Origin of the sequence: Streptomyces sp. DG2A-72 (assembly GCF_030499575.1) — a bacterium.
Classification (GTDB): domain Bacteria; phylum Actinomycetota; class Actinomycetes; order Streptomycetales; family Streptomycetaceae; genus Streptomyces.
In genome coordinates this window covers 124,666-145,734 of sequence record NZ_JASTLC010000003.1, presented here as the reverse complement: position 1 = coordinate 145,734, position 21,069 = coordinate 124,666, and the positions used below count along the sequence as shown (strand labels likewise).

The 21,069-nt window shown below is 70.6% G+C and carries 23 protein-coding genes and 1 pseudogene; 12 read left to right on the top strand and 12 right to left on the bottom strand.

Annotated elements, in window-relative coordinates; genetic code table 11:
• Nucleotides 1–6: 6 nt before the first annotated feature.
• The 5 genes from QQY66_RS49870 (at nt 7) to QQY66_RS49850 (ending at nt 4,755) form a co-directional block, all read left to right on the top strand.
• Nucleotides 7–945: a sigma-70 family RNA polymerase sigma factor gene (locus tag QQY66_RS49870; RefSeq protein WP_301987973.1), complete on the top strand. Its 939-nt coding sequence runs from the start codon at nt 7–9 to the stop codon at nt 943–945.
• A gap of 680 nt (nt 946–1,625) precedes the next feature.
• Complete coding sequence (locus QQY66_RS49865; RefSeq protein ID WP_301987972.1) at nt 1,626–2,369, top strand: sigma factor-like helix-turn-helix DNA-binding protein; 744 nt, start codon at nt 1,626–1,628, stop codon at nt 2,367–2,369.
• A 116-nt stretch (nt 2,370–2,485) separates the two neighbouring features.
• Nucleotides 2,486–2,905, top strand: a complete 420-nt coding sequence (locus QQY66_RS49860) for a hypothetical protein (protein ID WP_301987971.1) — start codon at nt 2,486–2,488, stop codon at nt 2,903–2,905.
• A complete protein-coding gene (locus tag QQY66_RS49855) occupies nt 2,902–3,564 on the top strand; it encodes a response regulator transcription factor (protein WP_301987970.1) in 663 nt (220 codons plus the stop codon). Before QQY66_RS49860 ends, QQY66_RS49855 begins: the two co-directional genes overlap by 4 nt.
• Before the next feature lie 414 nt (nt 3,565–3,978).
• Nucleotides 3,979–4,755 (top strand): sigma factor-like helix-turn-helix DNA-binding protein, encoded by a 777-nt coding sequence (locus tag QQY66_RS49850; protein WP_301987969.1) that lies wholly within the window; start codon nt 3,979–3,981, stop codon nt 4,753–4,755.
• A 240-nt stretch (nt 4,756–4,995) separates the two neighbouring features.
• On the opposite strand, the gene QQY66_RS49845 is transcribed toward QQY66_RS49850, so the two are convergent.
• The 3 genes from QQY66_RS49845 to tnpA all read right to left on the bottom strand — a co-directional run bounded on the left by QQY66_RS49845 (nt 4,996) and on the right by tnpA (nt 8,598).
• Entirely contained in the window at nt 4,996–6,636 is a 1,641-nt protein-coding gene (locus QQY66_RS49845; protein ID WP_301987968.1) for a TlrC/CarA/OleB/SrmB family ABC-F type ribosomal protection protein, read from the bottom strand.
• Between the two features lie 322 nt (nt 6,637–6,958).
• The gene (locus tag QQY66_RS49840) at nt 6,959–8,167 is read right to left on the bottom strand and encodes a transposase (RefSeq protein WP_301987967.1); all 1,209 of its coding nucleotides are present in this window, start codon (nt 8,165–8,167) and stop codon (nt 6,959–6,961) included.
• Nucleotides 8,164–8,598, bottom strand: coding sequence for an IS200/IS605 family transposase (tnpA, locus tag QQY66_RS49835; protein WP_301987966.1), 435 nt, complete (start codon nt 8,596–8,598; stop codon nt 8,164–8,166). Before tnpA ends, QQY66_RS49840 begins: the two co-directional genes overlap by 4 nt.
• 271 nt (nt 8,599–8,869) lie before the next feature.
• On the opposite strand from tnpA, the pseudogene QQY66_RS49830 reads away from it, so the two are divergent.
• Nucleotides 8,870–8,995, top strand: a pseudogene (locus QQY66_RS49830) (IS256 family transposase); the annotation flags it as partial.
• A 701-nt stretch (nt 8,996–9,696) separates the two neighbouring features.
• Here QQY66_RS49830 and QQY66_RS49825 read toward each other — a convergent pair.
• Nucleotides 9,697–10,263, bottom strand: coding sequence for a TetR/AcrR family transcriptional regulator (locus QQY66_RS49825; RefSeq protein ID WP_301987965.1), 567 nt, complete (start codon nt 10,261–10,263; stop codon nt 9,697–9,699).
• 38 nt (nt 10,264–10,301) lie between these two features.
• Here QQY66_RS49825 and QQY66_RS49820 point away from each other — a divergent pair, with 38 nt between their 5' ends.
• Nucleotides 10,302–11,189: an SDR family oxidoreductase gene (locus QQY66_RS49820; RefSeq protein ID WP_301987964.1), complete on the top strand. Its 888-nt coding sequence runs from the start codon at nt 10,302–10,304 to the stop codon at nt 11,187–11,189.
• An 82-nt stretch (nt 11,190–11,271) separates the two neighbouring features.
• On the opposite strand, the gene QQY66_RS49815 is transcribed toward QQY66_RS49820, so the two are convergent.
• Nucleotides 11,272–11,418, bottom strand: coding sequence for a hypothetical protein (locus QQY66_RS49815; RefSeq protein ID WP_301987963.1), 147 nt, complete (start codon nt 11,416–11,418; stop codon nt 11,272–11,274).
• Nucleotides 11,419–11,710: 292 nt separating this feature from the next.
• Between QQY66_RS49815 and QQY66_RS49810 the strand changes: the two genes are divergently transcribed.
• Complete coding sequence (locus QQY66_RS49810; RefSeq protein WP_367667110.1) at nt 11,711–12,283, top strand: hypothetical protein; 573 nt, start codon at nt 11,711–11,713, stop codon at nt 12,281–12,283.
• 1,221 nt (nt 12,284–13,504) lie between these two features.
• On the opposite strand, the gene QQY66_RS49805 is transcribed toward QQY66_RS49810, so the two are convergent.
• From QQY66_RS49805 to QQY66_RS49780, 6 genes are all read right to left on the bottom strand, one after another.
• Nucleotides 13,505–13,939 (bottom strand): hypothetical protein, encoded by a 435-nt coding sequence (locus tag QQY66_RS49805; protein WP_301987962.1) that lies wholly within the window; start codon nt 13,937–13,939, stop codon nt 13,505–13,507.
• Between the two features lie 429 nt (nt 13,940–14,368).
• Nucleotides 14,369–14,821 (bottom strand): hypothetical protein, encoded by a 453-nt coding sequence (locus QQY66_RS49800; RefSeq protein WP_301987961.1) that lies wholly within the window; start codon nt 14,819–14,821, stop codon nt 14,369–14,371.
• Between the two features lie 764 nt (nt 14,822–15,585).
• Complete coding sequence (locus tag QQY66_RS49795; protein ID WP_301987960.1) at nt 15,586–16,539, bottom strand: serine hydrolase; 954 nt, start codon at nt 16,537–16,539, stop codon at nt 15,586–15,588.
• A gap of 180 nt (nt 16,540–16,719) precedes the next feature.
• On the bottom strand, nt 16,720–16,974 hold the full coding sequence (locus QQY66_RS49790) for a hypothetical protein (protein ID WP_301988024.1): 255 nt from the start codon (nt 16,972–16,974) through the stop codon (nt 16,720–16,722).
• 404 nt (nt 16,975–17,378) lie between these two features.
• Complete coding sequence (locus QQY66_RS49785; RefSeq protein WP_301987959.1) at nt 17,379–17,879, bottom strand: hypothetical protein; 501 nt, start codon at nt 17,877–17,879, stop codon at nt 17,379–17,381.
• Between the two features lie 44 nt (nt 17,880–17,923).
• Nucleotides 17,924–18,595: a DUF4097 family beta strand repeat-containing protein gene (locus tag QQY66_RS49780; RefSeq protein ID WP_301987958.1), complete on the bottom strand. Its 672-nt coding sequence runs from the start codon at nt 18,593–18,595 to the stop codon at nt 17,924–17,926.
• 438 nt (nt 18,596–19,033) lie between these two features.
• Between QQY66_RS49780 and QQY66_RS49775 the strand changes: the two genes are divergently transcribed.
• Together QQY66_RS49775 and QQY66_RS49770 are read left to right on the top strand one after the other, a co-directional pair.
• Entirely contained in the window at nt 19,034–19,285 is a 252-nt protein-coding gene (locus tag QQY66_RS49775) for a hypothetical protein (protein WP_301987957.1), read from the top strand.
• Nucleotides 19,285–19,662, top strand: a complete 378-nt coding sequence (locus QQY66_RS49770; RefSeq protein WP_301987956.1) for a fic family toxin-antitoxin system, toxin component — start codon at nt 19,285–19,287, stop codon at nt 19,660–19,662. The genes QQY66_RS49775 and QQY66_RS49770 overlap by 1 nt, the downstream gene beginning before the upstream one ends.
• A 100-nt stretch (nt 19,663–19,762) precedes the next feature.
• Here QQY66_RS49770 and QQY66_RS49765 read toward each other — a convergent pair whose 3' ends face one another.
• Complete coding sequence (locus QQY66_RS49765) at nt 19,763–19,993, bottom strand: hypothetical protein (RefSeq protein ID WP_301987955.1); 231 nt, start codon at nt 19,991–19,993, stop codon at nt 19,763–19,765.
• Between the two features lie 78 nt (nt 19,994–20,071).
• Between QQY66_RS49765 and QQY66_RS49760 the strand changes: the two genes are divergently transcribed.
• Both QQY66_RS49760 and QQY66_RS49755 read left to right on the top strand, forming a co-directional pair.
• Nucleotides 20,072–20,206, top strand: coding sequence for a hypothetical protein (locus QQY66_RS49760; RefSeq protein ID WP_301987954.1), 135 nt, complete (start codon nt 20,072–20,074; stop codon nt 20,204–20,206).
• Between the two features lie 187 nt (nt 20,207–20,393).
• A complete protein-coding gene (locus QQY66_RS49755) occupies nt 20,394–21,065 on the top strand; it encodes an HAD family phosphatase (RefSeq protein ID WP_301987953.1) in 672 nt (223 codons plus the stop codon).
• The last annotated feature ends 4 nt before the right edge of the window (nt 21,066–21,069 follow it).

Below are 21,069 nucleotides of genomic sequence, written 5' to 3'. Positions count from 1 at the left end.
GTCCGCATGGACAGCGCCGTCGCTGACCGCTTCGAGGCCGGCCGGCCGCGGCTGGCCTCGCTCGCGTACCGTCTGCTCGGCTCGGCCGCCGACGCCGAGGACATCGTGCAGGACGCGTACCTGCGCTGGCACGCCGCCGACCGGGAACGGATCGAGGTGCCGGAGGCGTGGCTGACCAAAGTCGTCACCAACCTGTGCCTGGACCGGCTCCGTTCGGCGCCGGTGCGCCGGGAACGCGCGGCCGGCGCCTGGATGCCCGAGCCGCTTCTCGACGGCGATCCGATGCTCGGCCCGGCCGACACCTTCGAGCAGCGTGAATCGGTGTCGCTCGCCGTCCTGATGCTGATGGAGCGGCTCTCCCCGGTGGAACGGGCCGTCTACGTCCTGCGCGAGGCGTTCTCCTGTCCCCACGGCGAGATCGCCCAGATCCTCGACATCTCGCAGTCCGCGAGCCAGCAGTACGTCCACCGGGCCCGGCGCCGGGTCGCCGCCGCGCGCCGCGGCGGCGGTGAGGCCGACCCGGCGTCCGCGCGCAAGGTCCTCGAGGAGTTCCTTGCCGCCGCGTCCTCGGGGCGTACCGAACGTCTGGTGGCGCTCCTCACCGACGACGCGACCGCGGTTTCCGACGGCGCGGGCCTGTCCAGGACGCTGTGGCGCTACGAGAGCCCCGAGCGTGTCGCCACCGTGATGCGGTCCGCCTTCAAACCCACTCCCGCGAAGCGGCGCCTGGCCGGCGGCTCGCCCACGATCCACCTCGGGCAGGTCAACGGCTGGCCCGCCGTGCTCGCCGTGCTCGGGGACCGGATCGTGGGCGCCGTGGCGGTCGAGATCAGCGACGGCAAGGTGGCGGCGCTGCACGGCTTCGCCGCCGCGGAACGGCTCGCCCGCCTCACCGGGAGGTGGCGGCAGCACGAAGCAGACGCGCTGGCCATCGGCCAGTGGTGAGAGGCGTCTTCGCCGCGTCATGCGCGCTCTCCGCGGATGCGGAGAGCGATCTCTGCGCAGGCCTGCTCGCGGCCTTGAGGAAGCAGGCGTCATCGCCGAGCCGGTTGCCGCGCAGGACTCGGGCCGGGACACCTGCCGCCGGCGCGCTTGCGCCTGACGGCCTGGTGTGTGCGGGCCGCTCTCCCCTCGCAAGCCGCCCGCCGTCTTTCGCCGACTCCCGCACGGCCGAGCCACGCCGCGTCGACGGGGGCGTTGAGGACGCGGACGAACAGGCCGCCGGCGGCGCGCCGAGCGTGGTGAAGACCAAACGCCTTGGCACGGGCAGCAGGGCGCGCAGAACATCGCTGCGGCGGCGTGAACTCGAGTTCCGCTACTAGGGAACTCAAGGTTCCGTAGTAGCTGCGGGACGGGATGTGGCGCCGATCCTAGGGTGGTTGTGCACGATGCTGCGCCCGCTCGCCCCGCACCCCCTCCGGGAGACGGGCGGGCGTCGTTGTCTGCCCGTGCCGGAGTTCCCGTCCTGTCGAGCCTCGCTCCCGCACGCGGCCGCGCGAAGCCGTGGCCGGCCGGTGCATGCGTGGGCGGGGGAGTGGCGGCCGGGGCAGCGTGCACGGCGGAGCGGATCCTCGCCGGGTGGTGCGGTGTCCGTCGCGGCGGCCTGGATTCGAGGAGGGGCGTGTGTGAGCCGGAACGAGGAGTTCAAGGAGCTGCGGCCCCTGCTGTTCTCGATCGCCCATCGGTTCCTGGGCAGCCGGGCCGCGGCCGAGGACGCGGTGCACGAGGCCTGGCTGCGTTACGAGGCCGCCCTCACGCCGCCCGTGCCGGGCAAGGCGTTCCTGTCGGCCGAGGTCACCCGGATCTCGGCCGGTTTGCTGCGCTCGGCCCGCGTCCAGCCAGACACGTACGCCGGGCCGCGGCCGTTCGAGCCGCTGATGAGCGGCGCCGGCCAGGACCCGGATCAGCCGGTGGAGCCGGCCCAGTCGCTGTCGGCGATGGCCGTGCTGCTGCTGGAACGTCTGTCCCCGCTCGAGCGGGCGGTCTTCGTCCTGCGGGAAGTCTTCGGGTGCGACCTGTCGCAGATCGCATCGGTCGTGGGGTGCTCGGAGGCGGCCTGCGACCAGCTCGCCGCCGCCGTGTCGCGGGCGGGCGGCGGCAGGGCTCTGCGCTGGCCGCGGCTCATCGTCGGCGCGGATCATGTGGCCCGGGTGCTGGCCGCGATGGCCCCCGCGCTGGTCCGTATCGGCGTCACCATGGAGCCGCAGCAGGTGCACCACGGCCCCGGCGCGGTCTTCCGCGACCGCCACGGCACGATCCTCAGCGCCCTGGCGTTCGACCTCCTCGACGGCCAGGTCCACACGATCCGCTGGGTGACCCGCCCCAGCGCTCCCCGCGGTCCGGCGGCACACGCCCCCGGCGCCGTCTGACCCCGGCACCACTGCGCACCACACCCCGTCCGGCGGCCCGCCGCAAGTGCGTCGGAGCCGGCCACCGCACCGAGGGCCCAGGAGCCGGCCACATCAACGACGGAAGGTGAAGCAGCATGACGACCAGTGCCCCCGCGGCGCAGAGCGCTGCCCGTGGACGACAGGCCCAGACGGCCTCCCGGGCCGGGACGACGGTCAGTCGACTCCGCCGCGAACACGACCGGCTGAGCCTCGGGGCGATCGCCGAACGGGCTGTGTCCGCCGCGTTCCTCCACCAGGACAGCGGCACCCGCGCACGGGTGACGGACGCGGTCGCAGGCAGCCACGGCCATCACGACGCCGAAGAGCAGCGGCCCGGCCTGCTCGAAGCGACCGGGCGCGCGCAAGAGGCCGGGCAGGAACTCAGACGCACCCGGCATGACCTCGAGCAGCGGCCAAAGACAGCCCGCTGCGGCCTTCGGTGTGCGGGCGGGCGCATCACCGGCCTGCAGGCCGAACTGCTCGGGGCCCGACTGCCTCTGGACTGCGCGGCATGATCCGCGTCCTGCTCGCCGACGACCAGCCGCTCCTGCGCAGCGGATTGGGCGCGCTCCTGGACGCCGAGGACGACATCGAGGTGGTGGCCGAGGCCACCCACGGGCAGCAGACCCTGGACCTCGCACGCAGGCACCTGCCCGACATCGTCCTCACCGACATCCAGATGCCCGTCCTCGACGGCATCGAGGCGGCCCGCCGCATCGCCGCCGACCCGGCCCTGGCCCGGGTCCGTGTCGTCATCCTGACCGGCTACGGCCTCGACGATGACGTCTTCGACGCGCTGAGCGCCGGCGCCGCCGGATTCCTCGTCAAGGACATCGCGCCCGACGACCTCTTGCACGCCGTACGCGTCATCGCACGCGGCGACGCCCTGCTCGCCCCCTGCGTCACCCGCACAGTGATCAACCGGCTCTTCGCCCAGCCGCACCGCATCCCCGCCGCAACCGGCCTGGCAGAGCTGACCGGGCGGGAACGCGAGGCCGTCACCCTGGTCGCGCAGGGGCTTTCCACCCGCCAGATCGCCGACCGTATGGTGATCAGCCCGCTGACCGCGAAGTCCCATATCGAGCGGGCCAAGTCCAAACTCCGCGCCCGCGGCCGTACCCAACTCGTGGCCCACGCCTACGAATCAGGCCTGGTCGCCCCACGCAGCCACTGACCCCGCACGGAGCCGGCCCGGCGTGCCCGCACACCCTGCTCACCCGGGGCTCACCCGGGCAGGCGGCCGCTCGGCCTGGAACCGTGCCGCAGCTGAGCTCGAAGTTCCGCAGCACGTACGGGACTTGCCGGCCTGCCGCTTTTAGGGTGGAGCCCGCAAGTCCCCCCTGGGCGTGCCCGCCGGTCTCATCCCCCGACGGCGGGCACGCCCTCCTGTGAGCACCAGGGGGCGGCAGCCGCAACGCTCCGTTCCCGGCTGCCTCCGCTGTGCGTGTGACGGCCCTCCGGACCGCCTCCCGGGGCGGGCGCGATGTCCGGGCGGCGGCGGTGCCCCCTTTTCGTGCGGCCGGCCTGCACCGGATGACCGCGGCCATCAGCGAGCGGCAGCCCGCAGGAGTTTCAAGGAGGAGCCGGTGTGACCAGGACCGAGGAATTCGAGGAACTGCGGCCGCTGCTGTTCGCGATCGCCCACCGGATATTGGGCAGTGTGAGCGGGGCGGACGACGCGGTCCGGGCGACCTGGCTGCACTGGGCCGCCACCCCTGTGCGGCCCGCGTCGACCGGGGGCCATCTCGCGGCCGAGGTCACCCGGATCTGTACCGATGCCCTGCGGTCGGCCCACCTGCGGCGGGAGGAGCATGGCGGGCCATGGCCCGCCGAGCCGCTGCTGGGCGGCTTCCACCAGGACCCCGAGCGGCCGGTGGAGTTGGCCGACTCGTTGCTGACGGCGGCCCTGCTGGTGCTTGAGCGGCTCTCCCCGCTCGAGCGCGCGGTCTTCGTGCTGCGGGAGGCGTTCGGGTGCAGCATCTGCGAGATCGCATCGGCCGTAGGGTGCTCGCAGGCGGCGTGCCGCCAGCTCGTCGCCGCCATCGCCCTGGCCAGCGACGGTGGTCGCGAGCCGCTGCCCTGGCCCGCCCACATAGCCGGCGCCCAGAACGTGGCCCGGCTGCTCGCGGCGATCGTCCCCCCGCTGCTGCACGTCGGCGTCACACTGGAAGAGCGCCTGGTCAACGGCCGGCCTGCTTCGGTCTTCCGCGACCGGAACGGCAAGATCCTCAACGCCCTGGCACTCGACGTCTTCGAAGGACAGATCAAGGAAATCCACTTCGTCGTCAACCCCGGCGAGCCCGGGCGCCCGGATCCCGTGGCCGAGGCCTACGCGATCATCCGCGAGGCGAACCAGGCCCGCTGAGCCGCCACATGCCCCCATGCGGCAGCCGAGCACACCGAAATCCAGCCGACGATCCTTGACGCCCGCTTCGAACGCGGACAGCTCGCCGAGCGAGAAGAAGGGCGAGCGCGTTGAGCGGGCCGGGCCGTCCGCGTTCCGAAGGACGAGTCCAGAAGGGCGTGAGCGCGGCAGGCGGTGGCCCGGTGGGACGGCGGCGCTGCCGTCACCGCCCGGTGCCGGGCCGCCCCGCCGCCCGGCCCGTCATCCCACCGTGACCCTGGCCGTCTTCGGCAGAGCGAGATGCCCGCCGCGAAAGCGGCTCCGCAGGGCGCGGTCGTGGGTGACCAGGATGACCGCGCCCGGGTAGTGGGCCAGTGCTGCCTCCAGTTCCTCGATCAGGGCAGGGGACAGGTGGTTCGTCGGCTCGTCGAGGAGCAGGAGGTCTGCGGGGTCGGCGACCAGCCGGGCCAGGTCCACGCGGCGGCGCTGGCCGTAGGACAGTTCGCCGATGCGCAGCCTCAGCTCCGCCGGGCGGAAGAGGCCGAGGGCCAGCAGGGCGTCCGTGTGCTCGTCGGCCGAGCCCGTGCGGCCCAGCGCGAACGCCTCCGCCACCGTCAGGTCCGGCGGCCAGGGCGTGTCGTCCTGGTGCAGATGGCCCACCCGGCCCGGCACCCGCACCGTTCCCTCGTCGGGCCGCAGCTCACCGGCGAGCAGCTTGAGCAGCGTGGTCTTGCCGGCACCGTTGGGGCCGGTGACCAGGAGCCGGCCGGAGCGGTGGAGGGTGAGGGAGTCCAGGTGGAGGCGGTCTGCTACGCGTACGTCGGACAGCTGGACGCAGGGGAGTTCCGCCGCCGGCGCATCCGCGCCGTCCCCGGCGGTTTCGACCTGCGCGGTGAAGGCCAGCGGCTCCGGCGGCGGCGCCACCGGGTTCGCGGTCAGCCGGCCGGCCCGTTCGCGGGCGTTGCGGATACGGGCCATCGCGCCGTGCGCCCGGCCGCGGGCCCGGAAGCCGCCGTGGCCGAAGTTGGCCAGCGGCGCCTTGCGGGGGATGCCGTCGAGGCGGGCCGCATGGCCGGCGGCCAGCCGCTCGTTGCGGGCCAGTTCGGCCCGCCACTGCTCGTACTGCTGGAGCCGGCTGCGGCGCTCGGCGGCCTTGGCGGTGCGGTAGCCGGCGTAGCCGTCTCCGTACCGGGTGACCTTGCCCGCCTCGGCCTCCAGGATCGTGGAGGTCAGGCGCTGAAGGAAGACGCGGTCGTGGGTGACCGCGAGCACCGTGCCGCGGTGGGCCCGCAGCTGCTCCTCCAGCCACGACACGGCCTGGTCGTCCAGGTCGTTCGTCGGCTCGTCCAGGAGCAGCAGCTCCGGGCGGCCGGCGAGGACGGCGGCCAGGGCCAGCCGGGAGCGTTCGCCGCCCGAGAGGGTGCCCAGGCGCCGGTCGCGGGGGAGGGCGGGCAGGCCGAGATGGTGCAGGGCCAGGTCGACGCGGTGGTCGGCGTCGTAGCCGCCGCGCGCCTCGTACCGCTCGAGGAGGGCGGCGTACGCGGCCAGTGCCGCCGGGTCCGATCCGTTGCCGAGCCCTTGTTCGGCCCGGCGCAGCTGCGCCTGCAGTGCGCGCAGGTCCGCGAGGGCCAGGTCGACGGCGTCCTGGACGGTGGCGGTCGGGGGCAGGGGGATGGTCTGCGGCAGGTAGCCGATGCCGTCGGCGGCGGACACGGTCAACTCGCCGCTGTCCGGGGACTCCCGGCCGGCGATGAGGCGCAGGAGGGTGGACTTGCCGGAACCGTTGTCGCCGATGAGGCCGGCCTTCTCGCCCGGCTTGAGGGTGAAGGAGACCTGGTCGAGGACGGTGCGGCCGGGGTAGCGCTTGGTGACGTGGTCAAGGGCGAGCTGTGAGGTGCGCATGCGCGGGTCCCTCCTGGCCGGAGCTTCGGCCCGGGCCGGATCGGGTGGATGAGAGGGCACGGCGGGGCGCGGCGATGGCGGAGCGCTGCTCTACGCGATCGGCGCCGGCTTTCTCACAGGGAACCCATGCGGAAGACCGTACGGCACGACAGAGGATTTGACAAGACGATACGTCTCGTCACTGGTCGGTGAGACTGCCCGGGAGCGCGAGGCGGATGCCGACCGCCCTCTGGAGGCCGAAACCGACGCCCGTATCGCCGAGTTGGTGACCATCGTGACTCCTCCCCTCGGATGAATCCGGAGGGCTTCTCCTGTCGGTGGCTCAGGCCACGTCAGGAAGGACCAGCCCGGCCCTGAGTGCGACGTTCCAGGCGCCTACCCGGTCCGCGTGGTTGCGGTGGTCACAGGCGGTGCACTGGAACTTTTCGCCGTCGCGGTTCTCGCCGTCCACGTGCCCGCACTGCGGGCAGGTGCGCGAGGTGTTGCGGGGGTCCACCGGGAGCAGAACACGAGCGGCGCTTTCAGCCTTCTGCGTGAGGATTCCCAGGAACACCCCCCAACCCGCGTCAAGAATACTGCGGTTGAGTCCGGCCTTCGAGGCGGCGCCGTTCGGCAGGAACGCGCCGGGGGTCTCGGGGTCGGGCTTCGGTTTGGGGGTGCGAACCATGTTCGCGATGTTCAGCCGCTCATGCGCGAGCTGGTCGTAGTCGCGGACCAGGGCGAGCGCGGCTTTGTGCGCGTGGTCGGTGCGCTGACGGCGCACCTTGCGGTGCAGCTCGGCAACCTTCTCCACGGCTCGCCGGTGCTTCGCAGAGCGGTTCTCCCGCTTCCGGCGCGGGAACGCCTTGAGCGCCCGCTGAGCATCTGCGAGGGCTTCGGCGTTGCGCTTGCCATGTCTCGGGTTCTCGACGTGAGCGCCCTCGGACGTGGTGAGGAAGTGCGTGACGCCCATGTCGACGCCGGTCACCGCGCCCGTGGCCGGGAGCGGTTCGGCGGCCACGTTGTCACAGGCGAGGACTACGTACCACTGGTTGCCCTCGCGCTTGATACTGACGGTCTTGACGCGGCCCTTCACGGGGCGGTGCTGGTGCACGCGGACGTGTCCGACGTCTTGCAGGCGGACACGGGTGACGGGGTCGTGTGGAGTGGAGTCCCAGCGGCAGCCGTCGCCGTCCTTCGGGAACTCCACGGTGTCGAACCAGTTGACGCCCCGGAACCTGGGGTATCCGGGCTTCTCCCCGGCCTTCACGCGCCGGAAGAAGGCGGCGAATGCCTTGTCCAGACGGCGAAGCGTGGCCTGCTGGCTGGAGAAGGACCAGCGGCCTTGCCGCTCGGGGTCGAAGGCACGGATCTCCTTGAGCTGGGCGGACTGCTGCCCGTACTTGACCGAGGTCTTCGAGGCGTGCCGGCAGGCGTCGCGGCGCTCTTGGAGGGCGCCGTTGTAGAGGGAGCAGTGATCCCGAAGCATCTCGCCCAAGGCTTGCGCCTGGCGGGTGGTGGGGCGAAGGAGGAACTTGTATGCGCGTATCACGCCTTGCCCTCCTTCTGCTTCTTCGTCCAGGGGCGTTCCCACTGGGTGTTGATGTACTCCTCCACCGTGTCCGCCGAGACGGCGCCGACCGAGGCGACGAAGAACGACGACCACAGGGTGGGCATCTGGCTCTTGAGGTGCGGGAACTCCGATCGGAGCACGCGGGAGGTGAAGCCCTTGAACTGGTTCGCCACGTAGGAGGCGGAAGCCTTCGGCTCGTGCTTGACGAACAGGTGCACGTGATCCGCCATCACCTCAAGCGCGATGATCTCCCAGCCCTTCTCGGCCGCCTTCTGCTCGATCAGCTCACGCAACCGGACCGCGACCCGGCCACCGAGCACACGACGGCGGTACTTGGGACACCACACCACGTGGAGCCCCAAGTCATACACGCCGCCGGAGTACCGGCGAACCTTCCGCGTCACGGTCATGACGATCACTAGACACACGACGCGCATCTAGTCGGCCGGGGTCAACAGTACAGACCCGTACACACAGTTGAGGTCAGAGCAGCCCTGAGAAGCGATTCCCCTCATGCGTAAACGCACGGGTCCCCTTGCTAGCTATCCGATGGTGACAAGGGCTGTCGCCTGGCTCACAACATCGCACATGTGCTGGACAGTCTTCCGAAGTCGGCCCAGCCCCGGGGCGAGGAAGGCCCTGCAGGAGACCTGCCACGCCGAGGACTGCGACCACGCGCTCAAGGCCACCGAGGGCGCCGGCAGCGCGGCCGCGGCCCTCGCGATGGTGTCCAAGCGTGTGGAGTCCGCCCACGAGCGGTGGCCGGCCGTGAAGGCTCCCTGCCTCGTCGCCCTCGTCCGCGCCGGGGGTCCCGGTGCGAACGCGGCCGGCCCGTCGGGCGACCCGGGTTCGGCGTCGCCTGAGCTGCCGGGCCTGCCCGGCCGATTCCGTGACGCGGCGCGCAGAGGCCAGTCGCCTGGCCGAAGTGAGCCCCGCCCACGCGGACCCTGGGGGTGCGCACTTGGTTTTGTCGTCGGAATCCGACACCACCTGTCGCTCGAGGCCGAGAACGCCTCGTTTCGCCGGAGGGCGATGTCTGTGAGTTCTGGCAACGCCCGGGGGCTTGCGGTGGGAGCATGGACGTGCTCTGCGGGATGAGGCTGCGGTGGCGCCACCGAAATCCAAGGTCGATTTGTACGCGGCGATCCGCCGCGACGCCCGGGCAGGGATGTCGTACCGGGCCTTGATGCGTGAGTACGGAGTCGGATTCCGCACGGTCAAGGCCGCGTTGGCGTCGGTCTGGCCGGAGCCGCGGAAGAAGCCGCGGCCGCGCGGGACCCGCCTGGATGCCTACAAACCGCTGATCGACGAGATGCTCCGCGCAAGCAGCGTCACACCGTCAAGCGGATCTTCGACCGGCTCGTCGACGAGCACGGGGCGGAGGCGGTGACCTGTCCGACGGTGCGAGCCTATGTCGCCGACCGGCGACCCCAGGTCGCTGTTGAGGCCGGTCGCGGTTGCCGTCCCCGAGTTGGTGCGAACAAGTCACGCTGGGTTGGTCCGGGCCGCTACTTGGGCTGCTCGCTTACCGCTCGGCGAAGAGTTCGGCGTATCAGTTCGTCCACGCCGTGCCGTGGTACGAGTCCGTCGGCGACGGCTCGCAGGCCTGTGTAGACGGTGCTCCAGATCATCAACTCTATCCACCTCGCGGGAACTGCCGAGTCGAGTGCCCCTTCACGCTGGCCTCGTTCGATCTCGGCGAGGATCAGCTCGTCGACCTCTCGTGCGATACCGGCGTCAGCCTCAGAAGGCGTGCCTTCGGTGGTGGTGAACAAGAAGCTCATCCGATCACCAGCGTGCACCATCGCGGTGATGATCCGTTGGATCACCTCGAGCGCCGAGTCCGTGGCGGGGCCGGCATGCTCGATCGCCGCTCGCAGCGTCATCCACGAGTCGGTGATGAGCGCTGTGTGAAGGGCCTGACGGTCGGAGAAGTACCGGTGAATGGTTGCTCGCCCCACGCCGGCGGCGGCGGCGATGTCGCCAAGGCCGACGGTGGGATCGCGAGACCACTGCGTTGCTGCGGCGTCGAGGATCGCCTGACGGGTCCGTGCACGTTGAGGGGAGAGGTCCATTGCATCAATGATACGTCGACGTCTTATAGTGAGAAGCCATGTCTCATTTAAAGAAGATCCTTCCCATTATTGTCACCGGGGCCACTGGGACGATCGGCCGCCTGGTCGTCGCAGGGCTGCTTGACGCCGGTCACACAGTGCGCGGAATGTCGCGACACCCGCAACGTGTCTCACTCCCGGCTGGTGCGGACGTGGTCTTCGGCGACCTGGACGACCCGTCCACACTGAGGCACGCATTCGACGGTGCCGCGCAACTCGTCCTGATCGCGGTCCCTGAGACCGTTGAGGCGGTCGTCTCTCGCGCAAAGCAGGCGGGCATCAAGCACGTGGTCGTGGTCTCCTCCGCCGCCGTAACGGCCGGCTACGACACCACGTACAACGCCGTCGTCGAGCAGGCCGTCATGGACTCAGGACTGGATTGGAGCATCGTGCGTCCCGGTGAGTTCGCGACAAACTCACTCCTCATATGGGGGCCGGCGATCAAGACACATCGCCGAGCTGTGGAGCCCTTTCCTGATCAGATCGGGCATCCCATCCATGAGGCCGACATTGCCGACGTCGTCCTGGCCAACCTGCTCGACCCACACCGCCTCGGACGGATCGACACGATCATTGGACCGGACAGTCTCACCAAACGCGAACAGGTTGCAGTGATCGCAGAAGCGATCGGAGAACAGATCACGCTCGATGAGGTCTCGGCCGAACAAGCCCGCGGCTTCTACCGAGCCCAAGGCGGCTTCGCGGCCGCGAACGCAGACTTCCTGTTCGGCTTCGAAAGCTACGACGGCGTCGAAGGCATCACAGATGAACCCCATGACACGAGCGCCCCGGACGACCATGCCTACCTCACACTCGACCAGATAACGGGAACTCCCGCTCGCACCTTCCGCCACTGGGCGCACGATCACGCCCCCGACTTCATTTGAGCGATGCTCACACAAGGGTGGCGGGGGCAAGCGCACTCCCAGAGGTTGCTTCCTCCCGATGTTTCATCCCGGAATTGGTATTTCATCCGGCTATACCGCGCCGCCACGAGATGGTGGCTTCGCCGGTGAGGCGGCGGGCCATCAGGTCGGTCACAGCGAGGTGGATCACCGCTTCCCAGCGGGCGGGTTCAGGAGCCGCCAGCACCCCGGGACCGTTGCCAGTTCTCATCGACATTTCCGGACCGATTGATCGCGAAGTGCTACCCGAAACCGTCGACAATCGTTGCTGGCTCCCACGTACAAAACCACGCACTCCCCTTTCCGCACCGCCGCACTCCCTGTCCCGGCAACCGGCCGCGTGGTCAACTGCGGCCGTACACAACCCCTTGGCCTCACCGGAGCTGTCGTGCCCATCCGCATCACCGCACTCACCGAGCCCGACCGCACCCCCTTCCGGCTGTCGCCCCGCGTGGCTGGCCAGCGGCGAGGACGGTGATCCGCTCGGGTCCGCGTTCTTGCGGATGTTCACCCGGCAGGGCCAGGAACACCCGGCCGAGCTGCAGCTGAATGTGCACCCGGCACAGCGGCGCAGGCAGGTCGGGTCGCAGCTCCTCAAGACGGCGGTGACGGCGGTGACGGCCGCGCGGAAGGCGCACAGGCGGTCGGTGGTCGCGCAGGCCGACGCGGGCACACCCGGCGATCACTTCCTTGCCGCACAGGGCTTTCGCACGGTGCTGACCCTGACGTATGCCCGGCTTGCGCTGGACGAGCCGGGCAGCGGCACCGCCGACGGGATCAACAACGCGATCGCCGGGCGGCCGCATCCTGGCTACCGCCTCGCGTCATGGCGCGGCACCGTCCCCGAGGAGCCGGCCAAGACCTTTGCCGACTCGCGCCGCGCGATGGACGACATGCCGATGGACGCCACCGACTACGGTGTCGTGGCCTGGGACGCCGAGCGGGTCGTGGCCGCTGCCCAGGCCGTCGCCGACCGCGGGCAGCTGCTCACCACGGTGGTCGCCGTCGACGAGTGTCGGGCAAGGCACTCCTCGGTTCGCGGTCTTCAGCAGTGGGGCCTGAGATCAACGAGCTGACCTGCCGGCATGTTCCCGGCGCGGTGCGACGTCGCGCCAGACGCACCTTTGTGCCATCGGCGGTGAGGGCGGCCATGGCTGGTGAGCGGGTGAACTCAGGCAGTGCGGCCTGTAGTTGCCTCCCGCGGAACATCCCCCTCGGCTTCGGGCGGGCGGCGGACCCGCCGGTGCTGGTGAGTGCCTGTTTGTGAACCGCCGTTCTGAGCAGCCTTGGGTCCTACGCTGGCGTGGTGTCCGAGGGCGCCTGGCGGGCCGGAGAGCGGGAGTGTGCGGGCTGTGGTGAACGGCTGAGACCGGAAGCGCGGCCCGATGCCGTGTACTGCTCGGCGGCCTGTCGTGCCAGGCAGTGGCGCCGGGAACGGCGTCTGCGCAAGCGGGTGGCCGCGGAGTTGAGCGGTGCCGGCCGGGCTGTCTGCCCCGAGTGCGGGGACAGCTGGGTGGCGGGGGTGGACCGGCGGTCGAATGCCGTCTACTGCTCGCGGAAGTGCGTGACGAGGGCCTGGAGGGCCCGGAAGGAAACGTTCGGCGAACGGTCACGGTGACCGCATCGCGAACGCATCCGAAAAGCATCTTCGACTCTGGCGTGGGGCGGGGCCGTAGCAGCCGGGGGGCTGACCGTGGCGGGTTCTGCCTTCCCGCGCCCGGGCCGGGCGGCAGGAATCGGTGCCGGCACGCGCTCAGAGACAGTGGAGGTTCAGCGGCGGAGGCGGCAGGCCGGGCAGGTGGTGTGAGCGGGGCGCCGCGGTGCTGGCGAGCCTGCTCCTGGTGGCGGTGGCGCGCCGCCCGGCCACCGGCATGTCTGTGGCTCTTGGCCCCCCGCTCTGCACGAAGGGGCATCCGACATGCGCGGTACCCCGTTCGGCTCCACACTGAGGCTGTGACCTGGCCGTCCCTCACCGGCGTCAGGAGATACGAACCGGAAGAAAAGGGGAACGTCCGCTCCCCCTGCGCGTCTTGGCGTGTCTTCCTGCGGCCACTTCAGCGAGATCCGGTTGAGAGCCCGACACCCGACCCCCCTGGGAGGCGCTGTGGCCCTCATCGCTCTGTGCCTGCCCGCGCTGATGATGGCTTTGATACTTGCGCTGGGGATGCTCGAGGACTTCGTATTCCCCCGCCCGCCGTCCCCTCCGGATGAGACGGAGCGTGCCGGGGAGACCGCGCCCGGGCCTCGGCCGTGAGCGGCAAGACCTCGCCGGTGCCTGCTCAGTCTTCGGACACCGTTTACTGGGCTGCTCCGCAATGCTCACCGGATGCCTCGGCGGGGTCCGGGGCCGGTGCGGGAAGCCTGAGGGCGTCCTTGCGCGTGGTGACATCGTCGAACTGCTGGATGAGTTCCGTGACACCCGGTTGCGTGGTGGCCTGTGCGCCGAGCTGGCTCTGTGCGCGCAGCAGTTCACCGTAGAGCGCTCCGTAGGTTCCGCAGAGCTGGATGGTTTCCTCGGCGCGGTCGTGCAGCCCGGTTGCGTAGGGCGCGGCGATGGCCGCCGCGGCGAGGCAGGACAGCGTGGACACCACGACCTGGGCGTGGAAGCGGGAGGAGTCGGCGATGACCGGCCAGGCGAGGAGCCCGGTGATGATGCTGAGTGCGGCGCCGGCGAGGTGGTACAGGCGGGCCCTGTGCAGCAGATGAACCGCTTCTCTCGGGGTGCGTTTCACCCAGTAACGGGCACGTGCGGCGCTGCCGTTGAGCCGGCCCCGGATCGTGTCGTCGACTTGCTGGGTACCGGCAGGACTTTTCTGTCGTCTGACCAACGTCAACAGCACACCCATCACTCCCGCGCTCTTCCGGTCGTGATTCCACAGTGACGTCAGTCAATCGCACTTTTGTATCGCGACGCGCCGATTCCCTGGGTAATGGCAGTCACCGGCCGCCGATCAGCTGTATGCCCGCGCGCCTTTGCGATCACTGCGGGGTGGGCGCACAGTGGGAAACGAGCCCAGCCGGGTGTTTCCGGGTGAAGGAGATACCCTGTGCCGGAGCCCCGGCCCGATTACGGCGGGCCGGGGCTCCATGTGACAGGGCGAGGCTGTCGTATCCCACAGGGACTTGTTCACGATCGGGTCGCTGCCGCGGTGTCCTCGGGACTACAGGTCGATGACGCGGAAGCTGCCCGTCACGGACGAGAAGAGTCCGAACCTGGAGTCACCAGGCAGGACCGTGACAAGGGGCTGGCCGGAGCAGTTGCCGCTGTTGAAGAACTCAACGACCCTGTCGGTACTGTTGCTGATGTTGGCGGTGCCACCCACCGGGGTGGTCACGGTGACGCATGCTCCGGGGTTCTCAGAGTACGTCCGCTCGTTGATCTGGATCTCGCCGTCGTCCTTCTTGTACCCGTCGTGGTCCTTCTTGCCGTAGTGGTCCTTCTTGCCGTAGTCCCAGTCGTGGTCGCCGCCGAGCGGGGCGGAGGCGGGGCGGACGGCTTCCCGGACGGACGGGGCGGACTGGGGGGCGTCCGCGGAGGCGTAGGTCACGCCGGTGACGGTCATGGCCACGGCTGCCGCGGAGCCGGCAATCAGGGCGACGGTACGTGTCTGCATCTCAGTTTTCTCCTTCTTCCAGGGAAATCGGCTGAGCTGCCGATCTGTGAATGAACCTACTGAGGGCATTTTCCGACGGCACCCTCAGAGATCACTAACGTGTGACGCACTGCGGCCAACCAGCCGTACGCGAGGAAATCCAGTGAACCTCCCAGCCCTCCTGATGAGCCATCAATAGTGGGAATGCACGGGCGACTTGACGAAGGGGTTAGGCCGGGCCGGTGAATGAACCGGCGGCCGTCACCCCGTCGGAGCGCCGGAGGCGTGTCGGACGTTGACAACGGTTCTGAACCGCCCCTCGAACGTCTGTCAAGGACCGAAGCCTGCCGTGTCGGGGCTCAGCGAGACGCAAGGGGTCGTCCCGCCGGGTGCAGGGCTGCGATCGGTTCGGGTGCGCTACACCGGCAGCCAGGAGGCGCCGATCCGGAACGCCGGGGCATGGGGCACCGGCCGCTGACATCGCGAGCGGTGTGACGTGGGCGGCCCTGCTCCCGGCACCGGGAGCAGGGCCGCCCACCGGGGGCAGGGACCGGCATGAGCCGCGGCCGCTGATCACCGCGGAGAGGGCCCGGCTCGGCGCCCGCAGCGAGCTGCCCGTGGCGGGCAGCCGCGGCACAGGGGCCGGAAGGGCATCGGCGGTGCGGTGCCCACGGCCTTTGCAGGAGTGCTCTCAAGGCACCTGGAGCCGGGCGGGCGGTATCCCGGGCGCCGGCGTGGGCACGGTGGGCGACACGCGCCACGCACCCGGCATCGCGCCGCAGCGCTCACTGCGGCCAGGGACGGACGTGGGCGCTGGCCGCGCCGATCGCCGCTCTCGCCGCCCGTTCCACCAGCGAGATCCCGCTTTTTATTGACGCGTTGCCGCTGCTGAGGACCGAGACCAGATACCGGCGCCCGTGCACCGTGACCTGACCGACGCTGTTGATGACCCACAGGCCGGTGGTCGTCCGCCGCAGCCAGCCGTTCTTGAGGGCCCATCGGGAGCCCGGGGAGCCGGCCGCGGACACCCCCCAGTCCTGGTCCTGCGCGATCGAGCCCATCAGCTCCCGGATACAGGCACGGGAGGCCTCGTTCAGCCCCTCGGGCGGGCGGGCGAGGGCCGCCGGCCCCCGCGCGAAGATCGCGCGCAACAGCTTGACCTGGTCCGTCGCTGTCGTCTGGGTGAGGCCCCATCTCATGCCGGGACCGCCCCGGGTCGAGGAAAGCCCCAGCCTCTCGCCAGCCGTGTCAAGGCCTTCCGCCTCGCCGATCGCCCGCCACAGGACATTCGTCGCGTCGTTGTCGCTCGTGCGGATCATCGCCTCGGCACTGCGGCGCTCCGCGGCTGTCAGCTCGCGCTCCTCGTCCTGCGCCTGGAGCAGCAGCGTCGCGAGGATGCCCACCTTGATGATGCTCGCCGTGTCGAATGCCGCGTCCTGCCCGTACGACGCGACCTCCTGGTCGGCGCTGTCCAGGGCGAGCACCGCCACCGCCAGCCGCCTGTCGCTGCCCGGCAGGACCGGCCTGAGCGCCCGCGCGAGAGTCGCACCCAGGTTCTCGCGCGCCGCTGGCCCGGGGGCCGGTGCAACCGTCCGCGCCACGGGCGCCTGCGCCCGGTAGGGCGTGCCGGCCACGGAACAGGCGGCGAGCGACACCACGACTGCGGTGGCGGCACAGCCCCTCAGCGTGTGGGCGCCAAGGCCGCGCGCCGTGTGCGTCCGGTTCTGTCTGTCGGGCATGGCGGGGCAGGCCTCGATAATCATGACGAGAACGACAGCGAGTGACCGAAAATACAATAAACCGGATGAGATGGCGGTGATGGACACCAGGGCAGCGTGTCGTTCCCGGGGAGGAGGGAGCAGCCTCATGGAGCCGGACGGCTTTTAAGACGTGTGGCACAAGGCCCTGGGCAGGAAGCCTCACCACCCCTCGCCCGGCTCTGGCTGCCCCCGCATTGCCGGATCGTCTCCGCACGCTCCCGGCAGCCCACCGGCCCGCGGTCCCCGCCTGCGTGGGCGGACCTGCTGCATGCCAGTGCGCCCGGCGAGCCGCTCGGGCTGAAGCGCCGCCGGGAGTCCGTACCACTCGCACGCGGCCCCGGTGAGCACGAGCAGCGGGTCGGCGTCCTTGCCGCAGCCGTGCAGCGCCGGGGCCCCGAGCCGGGCCTGGCTCAAGGGTGGCCGGCTACGCACGCCGGATCACGGCCGGGGCCGCCGGTGTTCTCGACTCGCCGCAGCCCGTGGGCGGTTCGGTCGGCCTGGCGACTTCTGTCACGGTCTCGTCGCACACCGGGGGGATGACAGGCGGTTCGCGACCGGGTCGGCCTTCGCGGGCCGCGCCCTGCCGGCGGCGCGCTTCCTGCGGGCGCCGCCGAGAGCGGCGCCCGCAGCTCCGGTACGACCGGATCCCGCACGGCGGATCTCGTACGACCGGATCCGGTCACCGGCGGCTGTGCGAACCCGTATCCCCGCCCTCTTCTCCAGCCGGTCTCCACGAGCCGTCCTCCTCACGGACCCGCCGTCGCGAACGCCCCGCCCCCGCCCTCGACGGGGGCGGGGCGGTGGAGAGCAGGCGCGGCCTACGCCGCGAGGACGGGCGCGGCCACCGGCCCCTGCCGCGTCAGGCGCCGTCCGGCCCGGCCGCGGCGGGCGGCGAAGACGTACAGGCGCAGGACGGCGAAGCGGGCTGTGCCGGCGAGGCCGGAGGCGCTGAGGTAGACGATCTGCTCGGTCAGCAGGCCGGGGGAGGGCTGCACCAGATGCAGGACGCACACGGCCATGCTGGTCGCCAGGTAGGCGGCGACGGCCGAGCCCGCCGACTGCCAGTGCTCCCGCCGGCCGGCGCCGCGCCCCTGGGCGAAGGTGTAGCGGGCGTGGAGTTCGGTGCACAGCAGGGTGGAGGCGGCGGTGATGGCCGCGTTCGAGACCGCCCAGGGCAGGGCCAGGGCCAGCAGCGGTACGGCGAAGCTGGAGAGGACTCCGACGCCGCCCCCGAGGAGCACGAACCGCAGGAACGAGGCGATGGGGCCGGGGCCGCCCGGCGTCGCCGGCTCGGGCCTGTGTGCCAGTGGCGACGTCATGGGGGTGCTCCTTGTCTCACGGGGCGTCAGGGGCTTTGGGGGCCTTACAGGCTGCGGGCGGTGATGTCGCCGTGCTGGGTGGTGGCGTGGAGGGTGAGGCCGGCGGCGGCGCCGTCGGTGTTGCGCAGTGCGTTGTCGATGCGGCCGTAGGCGCTGTGGGCGTTGAGGGTGGCGGAGGCCTTGCGGGCGGCGCCGACGGTGATGTCGCCGGACTGCGTGGTGAGCGTGACCGTGCCGTGGACGGCCTCGGTGATGTGCAGGTCGCCCTTGTGGGTGCTGATCTCGGCGGGGCCGCCCAGGCGGCCGAGGAAGATGTCGCCGGCGAGCAGGGTGAGGCGGGCGCTCGCGGTCTCGTCGAGCCTGACGGTGCCCTGCGCGCCCTCGAAGGTGACATCGCCGAGGCGTCCGGCGCTGCGGAACTCGGCGTCGGCCGCCTTCGCCTCGATGCGGGAGCCGGCGGGCAGCTGGACGGTCACATCGAGGGAGCCGGACGGTCCCAGGAGCCGGTTCTTCGCCGCTGCGGTCTCGATCCGCAGGACGCCGTCGCCGTAGCTGACCTCGGTCTGCTCGGCCGCCTTGATGTCGCGGCTCTTGGCGGCGTTGGCGGGCAGGACCTCGACGGTGGTGTCGGTGCGGTCGGCCGCGACGAGGCGGATGTGCCCGGCGGGGATGTCGAGGACGACGGAGATGGGGGCGGAGGTGGCGTACTGCTTCATGGGGTGATCCTTCGGCTCGTCGTTTCTGATGAAAGAAACGCTACGTTGCATTCAATGATCTGGCAACGAAATCGTTGCTCATAATCACCATTAATGCAGGTAGATGCCGAGAAATCGTTGCAACGGTTCTGAATCTAATGCAACAGCGCCTGCTTCGCTCATTGCAATGAATTGGGAGTGAACGCTATGCCGGACCCCAGGGGGCGGCCCGCCCGGCGCGCAGTTGAGCGGCGCGGGCGTTTCTTCAGGGCGCGGGAGCGGATGCGGATATCCGCACCTGGGACGCCATCGTCGATGCCTGGGCCAGGGGGGTGCCCGGGCGCTCGACGACGCCTGGATCGACGGATGGTCAATCCGGGATCGCAATGGGGGAAGTGCGAGTACGTCACCATTTCTCAGCACGCCCCGCATCCTGGTAACAGCTGTCACCATCGGGGGATGGCGAAGACCCAGCTGGGCGCGCGCGTCGATGACGAGATCGCGGAACTGGCCAGAGCCCGTGCCAAGGACCGCGGCCTGAGCGTCGGCGACTACATCGCCTCCCTCGTACGGGATGACGCCGACGGGCTACGGCAGCGAGGCATGGACGCCGCACGGCGCTTCCTCGACGAGCACCAGGCCGTCTTCGACGAAGCCGAAGACGCAGACGCAGGCGCAGGCCAGCACACCCCGGGAGCGCACGCCGCCTGATGGAACTGCACATCGACGTTCCCTGGATCCTGCAGGTCGCCGGGATCGCCGGCGCACAGGACCCCGCCCCCGACGACTACGGGGTACCGGTGGCCGCAGTCGCCGCTCACCGCGCTGAAGTGCTCGAACAGCCCGTCTACGACGGCCCCTACGCCCGTGCCGCCGCCCTGGTGCACATCCTCGGCCGCTGCCGCTGGCTGGAGCGCTCCGACATGGCCGTCGCCGCCGCAACGGGCGTGATGTACCTGGAGGCATCCGGCATCCCCGTCAAGCCAAACCACGAGGACGCTGTTGCCCTGCGCGACCTCCTGCGGGAACCCGCGTGCACCGCAGCGAGAATTGCCGCGCTCCTGCGCGCCTGGCCGCAGGCCACCTGACCCCGCCCTGTGCGGCATGTCGTTGCTGCACAGGCGCAGGCTCTGAGCTTGAGTTTTAACCTCCACCCGGTTACCAGGAGGCGCTGGGCGGCGTGAACGGCTACGAGGGCGACAGCTCGGCCCATGCCGGCATGTCGCGCTCGAAGGCGTCGCGTCCGGCCTGGACGAGCAAAAGCGCGTCGGTGCCGAACAGCAGGCGCGTCGGCGGGCCGGCCGCCACGATGCGCGGCACCGCGGCCGCGGCCTTGTCCGGGTCGCCCGGCTGGTGCCCGCTGCCGTGGATGCGCCGGGCGCGCAGCGGCTCGAACAGCTCGTCGTAGTCGGCGATCACACGGGCTGCGCGGATCATCGAGCGGCCGGCCCAGCCGGTCCGGAAACTGCCCGGCTCGACTGGCCGGAGGGAGCCGGCATGTACGACGTCATCGACGTCATCGACGAGGTCTACGCCACCCGGCACCGCCCATGGCGTGACGTCCCCCGAGCGGCCCCCGTCCTGCTCCGCGCGGGCGCAGGCGAGGGCGAGGGCGAGACGGCGGAGTCGTAGCTGGTGCGGGGGATCGACTGAGGCGTATCGGCGGCTGCGTGTCGGAGAATTCCTGCGTCCGGCCACCTCGCTTCACAGCGCACTGACGCAACCAGGCTGCGCGACACGCTGGTTGGCCGTCTGGCCCGATGACGAATCCGAACGAATATTCGCCATGTTTAGGTAAAGCTTTAGTATGCTCTTGGTCATGATCTGGTTTGACTTCGGAGGCGTACTCTCCCCGCCTGTGGCGGAGTTGTACGCCGACTACGAGCGCAAGACCGGGATTGCGCCCGCACAGCTCCAGGGAGCGATGAAGGCGGCCGGCGAGGAGCTGGGCATGCCGTCCCTGGCGCCCGTCGAGTTGGCCGTGGTCACCGAGGCCGAATGGGGCCGGGCGCTCGGCCGCATCTTGGCGGACCGGTATCCGGGGATCGACCTGTCCCGGGCACGTCTGGAGACCTTCGGAGAGCAGTGGTTCGAGGGCGTCACCGCGAACTCAGCCATGGTGGGCGCGCTGCGCCGCGCTCGCGAAAGCGGTTTCCGCGTGGGGATCCTGTCGAACAACGTCGTCGAGTGGGAGCCGTACTGGAAGGCCATCGTGGCCTCCGGCGGCGACGTCGACTGCCTCATCGACTCCTGCAAGGTCGGCCTGCGCAAGCCCGACCCGGAGATCTTCCGGCTGGCGGCGAGACGCGCGGGTGTCGATCCCGTGCTGTGCGTGCTCGTCGACGACCTCGCCGTCAACTGCGACGCAGCCCGGGCCCAGGGATGGCGCACCGTGCACTTCCGCGACAACTGCCAGGCCCTGCACGACCTCGGCCGGCTCACCGGACTGCCGGCCCCGTGCGGTGCTGCGCCCTTGGCCCCGTCGGCGTGACACG